The 13333-nt window shown below is 63.8% G+C and carries 13 protein-coding genes, 1 tRNA gene and 1 pseudogene; 7 read left to right on the forward strand and 8 right to left on the reverse strand.

All coding sequences use genetic code 11. The features are described from left to right. Positions 1–27: 27 nt before the first annotated feature. Positions 28–831 (reverse strand): MOSC domain-containing protein, encoded by an 804-nt coding sequence (locus tag WF331_RS17585; RefSeq protein WP_284361389.1) that lies wholly within the window; start codon positions 829–831, stop codon positions 28–30. 55 nt (positions 832–886) lie between these two features. Further along, complete coding sequence (locus WF331_RS17590; protein ID WP_016500752.1) at positions 887–1822, reverse strand: chemotaxis protein CheV; 936 nt, start codon at positions 1820–1822, stop codon at positions 887–889. Between the two features lie 350 nt (positions 1823–2172). Between WF331_RS17590 and WF331_RS17595 the strand changes: the two genes are divergently transcribed. From WF331_RS17595 to WF331_RS17605, 3 genes are all read left to right on the forward strand, one after another. Then, the gene (locus WF331_RS17595; protein WP_041168104.1) at positions 2173–2682 is read left to right on the forward strand and encodes a hypothetical protein; all 510 of its coding nucleotides are present in this window, start codon (positions 2173–2175) and stop codon (positions 2680–2682) included. Positions 2683–3047: 365 nt separating this feature from the next. Next, positions 3048–3944: a sensor histidine kinase gene (locus WF331_RS17600; RefSeq protein ID WP_284361393.1), complete on the forward strand. Its 897-nt coding sequence runs from the start codon at positions 3048–3050 to the stop codon at positions 3942–3944. Beyond that, the gene (locus WF331_RS17605) at positions 3934–4593 is read left to right on the forward strand and encodes a response regulator (RefSeq protein WP_284361396.1); all 660 of its coding nucleotides are present in this window, start codon (positions 3934–3936) and stop codon (positions 4591–4593) included. The genes WF331_RS17600 and WF331_RS17605 overlap by 11 nt, the downstream gene beginning before the upstream one ends. On the opposite strand, the gene yegS is transcribed toward WF331_RS17605, so the two are convergent. Further along, complete coding sequence (gene yegS / locus WF331_RS17610) at positions 4577–5464, reverse strand: lipid kinase YegS (protein WP_084967239.1); 888 nt, start codon at positions 5462–5464, stop codon at positions 4577–4579. The genes WF331_RS17605 and yegS overlap by 17 nt on opposite strands. 309 nt (positions 5465–5773) lie before the next feature. On the opposite strand from yegS, the gene WF331_RS17615 reads away from it, so the two are divergent. Next, positions 5774–7021 (forward strand): glycosyltransferase family 4 protein, encoded by a 1248-nt coding sequence (locus tag WF331_RS17615; protein WP_016500757.1) that lies wholly within the window; start codon positions 5774–5776, stop codon positions 7019–7021. On the opposite strand, the gene WF331_RS17620 is transcribed toward WF331_RS17615, so the two are convergent. Continuing rightward, entirely contained in the window at positions 7010–8236 is a 1227-nt protein-coding gene (locus WF331_RS17620; protein WP_016500758.1) for a molybdopterin molybdotransferase MoeA, read from the reverse strand. The genes WF331_RS17615 and WF331_RS17620 overlap by 12 nt on opposite strands. Continuing rightward, positions 8220–8759: a molybdenum cofactor biosynthesis protein B gene (moaB, locus tag WF331_RS17625; RefSeq protein ID WP_016500759.1), complete on the reverse strand. Its 540-nt coding sequence runs from the start codon at positions 8757–8759 to the stop codon at positions 8220–8222. The genes WF331_RS17620 and moaB overlap by 17 nt, the downstream gene beginning before the upstream one ends. Before the next feature lie 187 nt (positions 8760–8946). Here moaB and WF331_RS17630 point away from each other — a divergent pair, with 187 nt between their 5' ends. Together WF331_RS17630 and WF331_RS17635 are read left to right on the forward strand one after the other, a co-directional pair. Further along, entirely contained in the window at positions 8947–9168 is a 222-nt protein-coding gene (locus WF331_RS17630) for a YgdI/YgdR family lipoprotein (RefSeq protein ID WP_016485624.1), read from the forward strand. An 80-nt stretch (positions 9169–9248) separates the two neighbouring features. Next, a tRNA-Pro gene (locus WF331_RS17635) sits at positions 9249–9325 on the forward strand. Between the two features lie 53 nt (positions 9326–9378). Here WF331_RS17635 and WF331_RS29345 read toward each other — a convergent pair. The 3 genes and pseudogenes from WF331_RS29345 to WF331_RS17645 form a co-directional block, all read right to left on the reverse strand. Further along, positions 9379–10146, reverse strand: a complete 768-nt coding sequence (locus tag WF331_RS29345) for a methyl-accepting chemotaxis protein (RefSeq protein WP_373873692.1) — start codon at positions 10144–10146, stop codon at positions 9379–9381. 165 nt (positions 10147–10311) lie between these two features. Next, positions 10312–11055: pseudogene (locus WF331_RS29350) on the reverse strand (methyl-accepting chemotaxis protein); the annotation flags it as partial. A gap of 130 nt (positions 11056–11185) precedes the next feature. Next, positions 11186–12949, reverse strand: coding sequence for an ABC transporter transmembrane domain-containing protein (locus tag WF331_RS17645; RefSeq protein ID WP_041167816.1), 1764 nt, complete (start codon positions 12947–12949; stop codon positions 11186–11188). A 208-nt stretch (positions 12950–13157) separates the two neighbouring features. Between WF331_RS17645 and WF331_RS17650 the strand changes: the two genes are divergently transcribed. Beyond that, complete coding sequence (locus tag WF331_RS17650; protein ID WP_016500762.1) at positions 13158–13331, forward strand: PA1571 family protein; 174 nt, start codon at positions 13158–13160, stop codon at positions 13329–13331. Positions 13332–13333: the final 2 nt, after the last annotated feature.

The raw sequence follows: 13333 nt of genomic DNA on the forward strand, positions 1-13333 counted from the left end.
GCGATAGGGCCGGTTCAGGCAGCACATTCACTCCAGAACTTCCACCTGCATTCCTGGTTCAAGCCACCCACTGCCATCCACCGCCAGGTTCTGCCCGAACAGCACATCCCCCTCCTTCTCGCGAAAGGTCTTGAGCGTGACCATCGGCTCGCGGTCGGCACTGCGCTCCCCTGTTGCTGGATCAATTGTTGTGAAGATGCACCGCACACTGGGCTTGAGCACGCGAAAATCCAAGCTGCCAATGCGAATCCGCTTCCAGCCATCCTCGGCAAACGGTTCTGCCCCTTGCACCACCAGGTTCGGTCGAAAGCGCAGCATTTCCATGGGCCGGCCAATACGCCGGTTGAGCTCGTCGAGCGAGCCCTGGCCAATCAGCAGCAAAGGGAAGCCATCGGGAAACGCCGCACGATCACTGTTGAGGCCGTAACCATTGGGCAGGTAACGCGCGCGCTGCTCCGGGCAATGCACCAGCCGCACGGCCTTGCCCAGCAACGCGCTCAACCAGGCCGCTGCTGCGTCGCCAGCGTCGGGCACGCGCAGGGTGTCGCGCCAGATCGTCACGCCGCGCAGCGCATCATCGGCAGCGGGCACAGGCACCCGCAACGGCACCCGCCCAGGCGCCTGCAGCAACAACTGACCGTTGTCGTCATCGCACGCCTGCAGCTGGCCAAGTTGCGGCCAGGCCCGCTGGGTCAGGAAGCGTCCATTTTCTTCCTCCACGACCATCCAGCGCCGGTCACCCTGCAACCCCAACAGCCCCACCCGTGATGCCTGCAGGCTTTGCGCCTGGCCCGACTTCACCGGGTATCGATACAACTCACTGAGAAACATCCCTGCCGCCTCGCGTCATGCCAAAAGCCAAGCTTATACCTGGCTGGCCCGGCGATCACGCAGTGGCAGCATCCAGCAGCAGGCGTTGCTTGACCACATCGACCAGGCGATCAGGCTGGAACTTGGACAGGAAGTTGTCACAACCCACCTTCTTCACCATGGATTCATTGAAGCTGCCCGACAGCGAGGTGTGCAGCACGACGTAGAGCTGGCGCAAACGGGCATCGCTGCGAATCTCGGTGGTCAGCCGGTAGCCGTCCATTTCCGGCATTTCGGCGTCAGTGAACACCATCAGCAGCTTTTCGCACACGTCCTCGCCCGCATCGGCCCAGCCCTTGAGCATGCGCAGCGCCTTCAGGCCGTCACTGGCCACGTGCAGCTTCACCCCCAACTGGGACAGGGTGTCACGCAATTGCGCCAGAGCAACACTGGAGTCGTCCACCAGCAGCACCTCGCGCCCGCGGGCACGGGCCAGCACCGGGTCGGCAAGCTTCTCGCCGGAGACCCGGGCGTTGTATGGCACAATCTCAGCCAGCACCTTCTCCACGTCGATCACCTCCACCAGCTTTTCATCCACCTTGGTGATGGCGGTCAGGTAGTGCTGGCGACCGGCGCTGGCAGGCGGCGGCATGATCGACTCCCAGTTCATGTTGACGATACGGTCGACACCACCCACCAGGAAGGCCTGCACCGACCGGTTGTACTCGGTGACGATGATGGTGCTGTCCGGCCCCGGCTGCAGCGGGCGCATGCCGATCGCCTGGGACAGGTCGATCACTGGCAAGGTCTGGCCGCGCAGGTTGACCACCCCGCAGACGAAGGCGTGGCGCTGGGGCATCAGGGTCAACTTGGGCAGTTGCAGCACTTCCTGCACCTTGAACACGTTGATCGCGAACAACTGGCGGCCGGCCAGACGAAACATCAGAATTTCCAGGCGGTTCTCACCCACCAGTTGCGTGCGTTGGTCTACTGTGTCGAGAATGCCAGCCATTGGAAAACCCCCAGGCTTGAGTCAAAAAAGTGTAAGCATCCACCCTGTATCGGCGGCTTCACGCGCACCTTGACCCTTGCGGGAAAATGCCGTGAAGGCAATTGATATCACTTTACCATCATGCTTTACTGCGGGCATTACACGGCAAATCAGCAGGGCGACAAAAGTTCCCCACCCGAGCTCGATATCAGGGAAACCCCTACCTGCAATCGGGTGCAACCTGATGTTCGCGATATCCTTTAGCCATTAATGTGACGCCATTCTCAATGCATGAATGGAGTCAGGCTTTTGCTAGCTATCGTTTCGGCGTGCCCGCCCCTTGCGCCTGCACCACGCGCGGGGACCTGATCATGGACACTGCCTTATCGTTCGATGACGCCCTGCAGGGTTATCTGCTGGATGCCCAGGTATTGCTGACCCAGGCCCAGGAGTGTCTGCAGCATCTGGAACTGATCGACAATGATCCAGATGCCTGCCGCTGCCTGGACAACACCCTCGAGAGCCTTGCCAGGCAGGCTACACGCCTGGGCCTGCGTGAAGTCGCCCATTACACCAATGCCCTGCATCAGTTGCTTGCCCCCGCCTGTCACCGCGGCTGCCTGCAACGTGAAGCCCTGCCCGCGCTAGGGGCCTGCCTTACCTTGCTGGCCTGGCAACTGGAACTGGTCGATACCCGTACCGGGCGGCTGAACCTGGACATCGGCGAGCAACTGGTGCTGCTGAGCGACCTGGCCAAGGTCGTGAAGCAACCGTTTGCGCAAGCCTGTACCTCCTGCGACGAGCACGGCAGCGTGTGCCTCCACCCGCACGCTCCAGTGGCACGCGGCACAGGCACAGGCCGGTGGAACCCACCGTATTAACCTGACACGAAGTGCAACTAAGCGCGTTCGTTCATGCCCCACAAAGATCGAACTAGGGAAGTTAACCAAGTTTTCGGGGCCCAAGATGAATCTCTAACGCGCTAGTTGCACTACAAGTGCGTAATGCGCGATCGATGGGTGGCACTTTGCCACTCTCCAGTGCCCGACCCGCAGGCGTTTCAAGGCATTACCCAGCCGCGACCGATACAGTGCGAAGTGGTAATATACGCCCCCACAAACGCTTGCAACCTGAATAAAGGTTGAACGATCACGTGCTCGAAAAAATATCGAAAGTACTGCGCCAAAGCCTCTGAGCAGCATTGTGCAAGGCCTCCATCAGCAATACTTCAGTGGCTTCCCTACCTATGCTTCCACGCTTGAAGACTTCTTTGCGTTGCTGCTCCCGCGTTGCCCTGCTGCGTTGGGTGACGGCCGCGTTATGCGTGGCCTCGCTGGTCGCCAACCTGATGCTGTACCTGGCCAACCAGGCAGCCCCGGCCAGCCTGCTGGTGCTGCAACTGGTCGCTACGCTGGGCACCATCGTCTACCTGGGCCTGAGCGCCAAGTCGATCAGCCTGCGCCCGGCAGAACTGGCCGAGCGCATGCTCAAGGTCCAGGAAGACGAGCGCCAGCACTTGGGCCGGGAACTGCACGACGACATCGGCCAGCTGCTCACCGCCGCCAAGCTGCAGCTGCAGTGGCTACAAAGGCGCATGCCCGACGAGCTGCAAGGCCACTGCAACACCCTGCGCAACACGCTGGATGACACCTTGGGCAACGTACGCGACGTGTCCGCCCTGCTCAACCCTCGGCAATTGGCCAGCCTGGGCCTGGAAGCCAGCCTGCGCGCGCACCTGGTGCGTACCCTGGCCAGCAGCAGTGTGCACTGGAGCCTGGCGTGCAACCAGCGCCTGGGCGGCATCGACGAAGCTGTGGCCATGGCGGTGTTTCGCATTACCCAGGAGGCCGTGACCAACATGCTGCGCCACGCCCAGGCAGATAACCTGATCATTCAGCTGCAGCGCACCCCCGAGGGGCTGGCGTTGTCGATCCATGACGATGGCCGTGGTTTCGTCCCGGCACGGCACCCGGCCGACGCAGGCCAGCGCGGCCTGGCTGGCATGCAGGAGCGGGTCACCGCCTTGCAGGGTAGCCTCGACATCACCAGCCAGCTCGGCTTGGGCACGCGTATCGAGGCGGTGTTCCCGTGGCCTGCGCGTACCCAGCAACGCGCCGGGAGCAAGGCCACCCATGACCTGTAGACTGCTGCTGGTTGACGACCACTCGCTGATCCGCGCCGGTGTGCGCGCACTGGTCTGCGACATCCCCGGCTATGACGTGATCGGTGAAGCCGACGACGGCAGCCAACTGCTCGAACAGGTGCGCGCGCTGGCGCCCGACATCGTCTTGCTGGACATCTCCATGCGGTCGACCAGCGGCCTGGACGCCCTCACCCAACTGCGGGCAAGCGCAAGTACATGCAAGGTGCTGATCCTGTCGATGCATACCGACCCTGACCTGATCATGCGGGCTCTGGAAAGCGGCGCCCACGGCTACCTGCTCAAGGACACCAGCGCCACCGAGCTGGAGCAGGCCCTGAGCGCAGTGCTCAACGGCGAGCGCTACCTCAGCCCGGCCATTGCCCACACCGTCATCAACCAGGCCCTACGGCACACCAGGCAGGGCAACCAAGCGGCTGGCGAGCGGCATAACCTCACTGCGCGACAACTGGAAATCCTGCGCCTGATCGTGCGCGGCAAGTCCACCCGGGAAATCGCTGCGGGCCTGGGCCTGTCGATCAAGACCGTGGAAACCCACCGCTCGCAAATCATGAAGCGCCTGCAGATTCATGATGTGGCCGGCCTGGTGCTGTTCGCTGTACGCGAGAAAATCATCAGCCTGGATGACTAAGCAGCGGCGACCCGGCCGGCAGGTGCAGCTGCAACGCGCCAGGCCTGGCCTGAAAGCGCAGGTTGCCGGCCTGCAACGGCTCGCCATCGAGGTTGATGTCCAGGCCCTGCGCGCTCTTGATCTCGACCCAGGGCAACCTGGCGCGGACGAAAAGCCCGTCACCGGCCAACAGGTCGCGCAGTGCCCCGACTACCTCTTGCGGCGCTGGCAGGATGGCGATGTCCAGCAGACCGTCATTCACCACCGCCTCAGGGCACAGCACTTGCCCGCCCCCCGCCTGGCGACCATTGCCGATCCCCAGCGCCAGCAGGCTCCCTTGCCACTGGAAGTCAGGCCCTTGCAGTTCCACCGTGGCTGCCTGCAGCTCGCTGAAGCGCGACAACCCGGTGAACAGGTAGGCCGCGGCACCCAGCACCTTCTTCAGGTCTTCGGAGGTGTTGGCGGTGACCTGGCTACCAAACCCACCCGTGGCCATGTTGAGGAACAACTGGTCGCCGGCCTGGCCCAGGTCGATAGCCTGCGCCGGCGTATTCAGCAGCGCCAGTGCCTCGGCAGGCTCCAGGGGTATGCCGGCGGCTTTGGCGAAATCGTTGGCCGTGCCCAGCGGCAACAGCGCCAGGCTGGCCTCGGCATTTGCCAGGCCCATGGCCTCGGCCACATCCCGTAAAGTGCCGTCGCCACCGCCTGCGACGATATGGCTGTAGCCCGCCGCCAGCGCCTCGCCGACCAGGCGCTGCGCGTCACCCGCCTCCCAGGTGACACGCACATCCAGCACCCAGCCGGTATCGCGCAGGTCGCAAACGGCGCTGCGCAGCGCTTCGTTCATCGCCTGCTTGCCGTGCAGGATCAGCATTGCCTTGCGCCCTTGCATCGCGCTTCTCCGTGAAGTTGACCGACCCAGATCTCGACCATGCCCGCTCACCGATCGTTGCATGCCCACAAAAAAATACCCAAGCCAACGTGGTCTTTTTCCCACACCCGACAATGCGCGCTATGCTCAGAAAATGAACTTTTGACAAGTTTTTGACCTAGGCAAACAAAGCTACCTGGGAAGTCAGCCTTTTGACTTCTGTTTGCCGGGCCCGAAACCCTAGCCATGGACGCGCCCCGGCAGTGGTGTTCCCCACACTGTCGATGGGCGCGTCTTTTCATCCGCGACCTTTCACGAGGATTCCGGGTCATGCGCATTCTCTGGACACTGCCCTACCTACCCTGGCCGACCACCAGCGGCAGCAAGACCCGGCAATACCACCTGATGCGCGCACTGGCACAACAGGGCCACCGCATTACCCTGTTGGCGCAGTCGAAAATCCCCCTCAGCGATACAGCCCGCGAAGCCCTGGAGCCACTGCTCGAACGCCTGATCGTAATGCCCCGTCGGCCGCTGCACAGCCCGCTGAACCTATTGGCTTCGCCCATCATCGACTACCCCATGCGGGCCATCATCAACGGCCTGTCCCCGTGCCTGCGGCACCGTTTCGAGCAATTGCTGGACGAACCCTGGGACGTGATCCAGATCGAGCACAGCTACAGTTTTCAACCGTTCGAGAAGGCCCTGCAGGCCCGCGGGTTGCCCTACATGCTCAGCGAACACACGCTCGAGTCGGTGATGGGCGGTGCCTGCCACGACCGGCTGCCCCTGTGGCTGCGCCCACTCAACGCCTTCGACCGCTGGCGCTACCGGCGCTGGGAACAGCGGGTGCTGTGCCAGCCCACCGAGCTGGTGGCAGTCAGCGCCCACGACGCCGAGCTGATCGCGCAGATCAGCGGGCGACCGGTGAATGTGGTGGTCAACGGTGTGGATTGTGACTTCTACCAGCACGTGGAGCCCGCGTTACACAGCCAGCGCCTGCTGTTCGTCGGCAACTTCGAATATGGCGCCAACCTTGAGGCCATCGAGTGGGCGCTGGAAGACATCATGCCGCAGGTGTGGATGAGCAACCCGGCTGTGCGCCTGGCAATAGCCGGGCATGCCCTGCCGGCCAGCTGGAAACTGCACTGGAACGACCCGCGCATCGAATGGTTCGGCTACCGCCCGGACCTGCGTGAACTGCAAAAGCGTTCGGCGCTGTTCTTCGCGCCGCTGCGCTATGCCGGGGGCTCCAAGGTAAAAATCCTGGAGGCAATGGCCGCCGGCCTACCGGTGATCACCACCGGCAAAGGCGTATCGGGCCTGACCGCAAACAACGGCGAGCACTATCTGGGCAGCGATGACGGCGACCAGCTGGCCCTGTTGATCACCCAACTGCTCAACCAGCCCTGGCGCATGAGCCAGTTGAGCGCTGCCGGCCGCCAGTTCGCCCGCCAGCGCCACGACTGGAGCGTGGCCGCCCAGCAACTGGAGAACGTGCACATGCGCCTGGCCCAGGCAGCGCCGGCCGAGGCCGCGCCGCTGGGCAGTGCCTGGCTGGGCCGCTCAGCCAAGTAGCTCGCTGAAGGGGATGAACGGCACGCTGTCACCCTGTTTCGGCGTGCTGCCCTCTCGCACTTCCACCAAACCCTCGGCCCACGCCGCGCTGCGCAGCACGCCGGAGCTCTGGTTCTTGTAGATACGCACCTGGCCCTGCTCGATGCGTGCACGCAGGTACTCGCGCCGCGTGCCGGCCTTGGGCCAGTCAAAGCCTGCCGGCATGTCGAAGCGCAGCGGCGTGACATCGCCCACGCCCTGGCGACGTAACAGATAGGGCCGGGTCAGCAGGCCAAAGGTAACCAAGGTAGAGGCCGGGTTACCCGGCAGGCCGATCACTGGTACGCCCTGGAAGTGGCCGAAGGTGAGTGGCTTGCCCGGCTTGATCGCCAGCTTCCACAAGGCCAGCTCGCCCGCCTCGCGTAGGGCCGCCCCCAGGTAATCGGCCTCGCCCACCGAGACACCACCGGTAGACAAGATCAGATCAACGTCGCCCAGCGAGGCCAAACAGGCGCGCGTAAGCGCCAAATCATCCGGCAGGATGCCTGCATCGACCACGTCGCAGCCCAGCCGCTGCAACCAGCTGACCAGCAGCCGGCGGTTGCTGTTGTAGATTTGCCCAGGCCCCAGCGGCAGGCCGGGCTCGACCAGTTCGTCACCCGTGGACAGCACCGCCACCCGCACTTTGCGCACCACGTCCAGTCGGCCGTGGCCCAGGGTCGCCGCCAGGCCCAGTTCGATCGGCCCCAGCCGGGTGCCGGCGCTCATCACCTGCTCGCCCTTGCGGGTCTCCTGGCCTTGAGGGCGGATGTTCTGATCGGCATGCAAGGGTTCGAGAAAGCGCACCCGACCGTCTTCGGCCACTTCGGTGTTTTCCTGCATCTCGACGCAATCGGCGCCTTCAGGCACTGGCGCCCCGGTGAAGATGCGCGCGCAGGTGCCCGGCTGCAGGGGCTGCGGCGCATGGCCGGCGAAGATCCGCTGGCTGACCGGCAGTGGCTCCCCCTGCCAGTCGGCCTTGCGCAAGGCATAGCCGTCCATGGCACTGTTCGGCCAGGGCGGCAGGTCGAGCGAGGCCACCAGATCGGTGGCCAGCACGCGGCCCTCGGCCTCGGCCAACGGCAGGTTCTCGGTGTCACGGATCGGCGCCGCTTCGGCCAGCGCCAGCAGTTGCTCCAGGGCTTGCTCCACCGGCATCAGTGGCCGGGCCTGGCTAGCTTCAGCCACGGCTGTCACAGGCCGCTGCCTGCTTCAGGTGCGCAACGAAGTTGCAGGGGCGATGGCGTGCATCGAGCTGCTCGGCCAGGATGCCGTCCCAGCCGGTGCGCACCGCATTGGTCGAGCCCGGCAGGCAGCACACCAAGGTGCCGTTGGCCAGCCCGGCCAGGGCGCGTGACTGCACGGTGGAGGTGCCGATGTCGGCCACGGAAATCTGCCGGAACAGCTCACCAAAACCGTCTACCTGCTTGTCCAGCAGGCAGGCCACCGCTTCGGGCGTGCTGTCGCGGCCGGTAAAACCGGTACCACCAGTAATCAGCACCACTTGCACGCTGTCATCGGCGATCCAGGTGGCGACCTGGGCGCGGATCTTGTACAGGTCGTCTTTCAGCAGCACGCGCTCGGCCAGGCGGTGGCCCGCTGCGCTCAGGCGGTCGACGAACAGCTGGCCAGAGGTGTCGGTGTCGAAGGTGCGGGTGTCGCTGACCGTCAGCACGGCGATGTTCAGCGCCACGAAGGGGGTATCTGCCTTGGCTTTCATGGGTGTCCGTCACAACAGGATGAGATGGCCGCAGTTATATCACAGCGTACCTTTGCCCGGCGTTGCGCCATCAGCCTTGCCCTGGATCAAGAAGACAGATTTGTCGCTATGCTGCACTTGGAGTGAACTTGCACTAATGTCCTGCGTCATAAATGTCATCTAGCACCATCGCACTTGGAGAAACACGATGATCAAACGGACCCTACCCGCCTTCCTGCTCGCCTTGGGCCTGGGCGCCCTCGCTGGCTGCTCGACCCCTACCGTCATCACCCTGAACGATGGCCGGGAGATCCAGGCAACGGATAAACCCTCCTTCGACGAAGACTCCGGTTTCTACGAATTCGAGCAACTCGACGGTAAGCGCACGCGCCTGAACAAAGACCAGATCCGCACCGTCAAAGAGCTCTGATCAAGCACCTGTTTTGGCAAAGGCCCTTACAACAACAAGGGCTTGTGGGCAAAAACGGGATGCAGTAGGATTTTGTTCATCGGAGTGTAGCGCAGCCAGGTAGCGCGTCTCGTTCGGGACGAGAAGGCCGCAGGTTCGAATCCTGTCTCTCCGACCAGATCCTTCAAAAAGCCCGCCTTGCGCGGGCTTTTTGTTGCCCCTGAAAAAGTGTCAGGCGCTCAGGCGCGAGGTTACTTCGCCCAGCTGCCCGGACAACCCATGCAGGCGGTGGCCCGCCTGCTCGGTGTGCTGCACCGACTCCTGGTTGGCCGTGGCAATGCGGGTGATTTCGATCAGGTTGCGCGAGATGTCTTCGGCCACGCTGGTCTGTTCTTCTGCCGCCGTGGCGATCTGCCGGTTCATGTCGCGGATCGCCTCTACCGCCTGGGTGATGCGCTGCAGCATCTGCCCGGCCTGCTGCACCTGCTCGGCCCCCTCTTCGCTTCGCTGCTGGCCGCTTTCGATGGCCTTGACCGCTTCAACCGCACCTGACTGCACCGCTTCGATGATCTGGTGAATCTCGGCAATCGAGGCTGCCGTGCGCTGGGCCAGGCTGCGCACCTCATCGGCCACCACCGCAAAGCCACGCCCGGCCTCGCCGGCACGGGCCGCTTCGATGGCCGCGTTCAGCGCCAGCAGGTTGGTTTGCTCGGCAATACCGCGGATCACTTCGAGCACTTTGCCGATGCGCGTGCTGTCGTGTTCCAGGTCGCGGATTACCGCCGCCGTGCCGGCGATTTCGCGGTTGACCACGCCAATGATATCGATGGTCTGCTGCATCACCTGCTCACCCGCCTGGGCACTGTGGTCGGCGTCATCCGCTGCGCGGGCAGCTTCAGCGGCATGGCGGGCCACTTCCTGGGCGGTGGCGGACATCTCGTGCATGGCCGTGGCCACCTGGTCGGTGCGCTGGAACTGGTCATGGGTGCCGCGGGCCATGTCGCCGGCAATGCTGCGCAACTGGCCACTGGCACCTTCCAGCTCCTGGGCATTGTCCTTCAGCCGGCCGACGGTGTCGGCGAGAAAGTCGCGCAAGGTGTTGGCCGCCCGCGCCAGGCGCCCCAGCTCGTCCTCGCGGCGGCTGTCCACGCGGGCGGCAAAACGGCCCTGGCTAAGCTGCGCGACGTACTCGATCAACTGGCGGATCGGCTCGATCAGGCTGCGGTTGACCAGCCACAGGCTGAGCAGCCCCACCAGTACCGCCGAGGCCAGCATCACCAGCAAGCCCAGCCATACCGTGCGTTCGGCACTGGCGTTGATGCTGGCCGCACGCTGGCGGGCATCGGCACGCAGTTGCTCCACCAGTTCGCTCATCTGCTCACTGGCGGCGCGGTCTACACCCTTCACCGCCAGGTCGCCGGCTACCGGGTCGCCACCGGCGGCGAGGAAGGCCTGACGGCCCTGCGCATAGGCCTGGCCCAGCTGCTGGTGGCTGTCACGCAGTTGCTGCAACGGCGGCTTGAGCCTGTCGTCGCTGCTGTCGATCAGTTGCCCGAGCAATTGTTGCACCTGCTGTTCGCGGGCCTGAAACTGCTGCCAGTACTTCTCCATCTCAGCCGGCTGGCGCCCGCGCAGCAGCACGTTCTTCCATTCCTGCACCTGGATCTTGAACTGCAGGTTAGCTTCATCAATCAATTGCGAAGCCCGCAGCGGCCCGTCCACCAACTCGGCATAACCGCGCACGCTGGACGACAAAAACTGGAAACACACCAGGGCGATCAACAGCATCGCCACCAGGCTGCCGCCGAGCAGCGAGAGAATTTGCACTCTGAGGGATTTACGCAACATCGTGGATCTCGAAACCGGAAGGAAAGGAATGGCGCGCATCCGCAACACCAGGTAAGACATTCCATGTCCTTGTTGGCAGGCCAAAAAAAAGCTGCCATCAAGCAATGGCAGCCAGGTCGAGCACTTACGCAACAGTTGAGCCAGATACTCTCAGGCAATTGCTACAAAATTGTTACAAACTCGCGACGCATTAGCCGCTGGTGAATTGCAAGGCCGCCAGCCGCGCATACAGCGGGCTTTCCTCGACCAGCTGGCGGTGGGTACCCACCGCCACCACCCGGCCCTTGTCGATGACCGCAATGCGCTCGGCATGCTGCACCGTGGCCAGCCGATGGGCGATCACCAGCGTGGTACGCCCGGCCATCAGGCTGGGCAACGCCTGCTGGATCAAGTGTTCGCTCTGCGCGTCGAGCGCGCTGGTGGCCTCGTCCAGCAGCAGGATCGGTGCATCCACCAGCAACGCCCGGGCAATCGCCAGGCGCTGGCGTTGCCCGCCAGAAAGGCCGATGCCACCCTCGCCCAAGGGCGTCTGGTAGCCTTGCGGTAGCTGCCGGATGAATTCGTCGGCATGGGCACCGTGCGCCGCTGCTTCGACTTCGGCCAGGGTCGCATCGGGCCGGCCATAACGGATATTGGCCTCCACCGTTCCGCGAAACAGTGAGGGGTTTTGCGCCACCAGGGCGAACTGGCGGCGCAACTGGTCGGGGTCCAGCTCAGTCACCGGCAGGCCATCGAGCAGGATGCGCCCTTGCTGTGGGTCGTAAAAGCGCAGCAACAAATCGAACAGGGTCGACTTGCCCGCCCCCGAGGGGCCCACCAAGGCCACGGTCTGCCCGGGCTCGATAACCAGGCTCAGGCCATCGACCGCTGCCACCGAGGGCCGTGACGGGTAGGCGAACACCAATTGCTGCAACTCGATACGTCCACTGGCCCGCTGCTGCGGTAGCGCCTGCGCCACGGTGGGTGGCAGGATCGCACTGCGCGCCGCCAAAAGCTCGGCAATGCGCTCGGCCGCACCCGCTGCACGTTGCAGCTCGCCGATCACCTCACTGAGGGTGCCGAACGCGCTACCGACGATCAGGCTGTAGAACACGAACGCCGCCAGTTCGCCTGCGGAGATACGCCCGGCGATCACATCCATGCCGCCGACCCACAGCATCACCCCCACTGCCCCCAGCACCAGCACGATCACCAGGGTAATCAGCCAGGCACGCTGGGCAATCCGCTTGCGGGCCACGCCAAAGGCGGCTTCGACCGTGTCGGCGAACCGTTCGCGGTCATGCGCCTGGTGGTTGTAGGCCTGTACCGTCTTGATCTGCCCCAGGGTCTCGGCCACGTAGCTGCCCACATCGGCCACCCGATCCAGGCTCTGGCGCGACAGGCTGCGCACCCTGCGACCAAACAGCAGGATCGGTGCCAGCACCAGCGGCAAGGCGACCGCCACGATGCTGGTGAGCTTGGGGTTGGTGATGAACAACAGCACCACACCACCAATGACCATCAGCGCGTTGCGCAGGAACATCGACAGCGATGAGCCGATGACCGATTGCAGCAAGGTGGTGTCGGCGGTCAGCCGCGACTGGATCTCGGAACTGCGGTTGTCTTCGAAAAAGCCGGGGTGCAGCCCGATCAGGTGGTCGAACACGGCACGGCGGATATCGGCCACGCAACGCTCGCCGATCCACGACACCAGGTAGAAACGGCTGAAGGTGCCCACCGCCAGGGCCAGCACCAGCAGCAGGAACAGGCCGATGGTCTGGTTGAGCTGGTGCGCCGAACGGGTCATGAAGCCCTGGTCTACCAGCAGGCGGATGCCCTGCCCCATGGACAGCGTGATGCCGGCAGTAACCACCAGGGCCAACAAGGCCAGCAGCACCTGTCGACGGTACGGACGAACGAACTGCCAAGCCAGGCGCAAGGCTCGGCGTTGGCGAGGGGAAACCGAATCGGGCATGGCGGCGGCTACGATGGCGGGGAAACCGCAGACTACCACTCATCCGGCAGGGGGAATGCATGCAGGTTGCTATAACGCATCGGTCTAAACAGATGATGGAGCTTTCACAGGGTTTCTGTTGGACTGTTGCTGCCGTGACACAGAAGCTGTCACAGGCCAGTCACGGCGCAGGGCTACCCTGAACTTGAACCTGAAGAGGAGACAGTGCATGAGCTTGCAGCATGGCAGTGACCACCAGAAGCCTCAGACCACCCCGCCACCCGAGGCATGCGGTTCGATCATCGACGGCAAGGGGCGCGAAGTGCCAATTACCGAGCAGATGATCCAGCAGGCCTGCAAGGCCCTGGAAGAAAGCAGGGTCGAGCGCGTACACAAAGGTTGATC

The organism is Pseudomonas sp. YNh (genome assembly GCF_037993085.1).
In the GTDB taxonomy this organism is placed as follows: domain Bacteria; phylum Pseudomonadota; class Gammaproteobacteria; order Pseudomonadales; family Pseudomonadaceae; genus Aquipseudomonas; species Aquipseudomonas putida.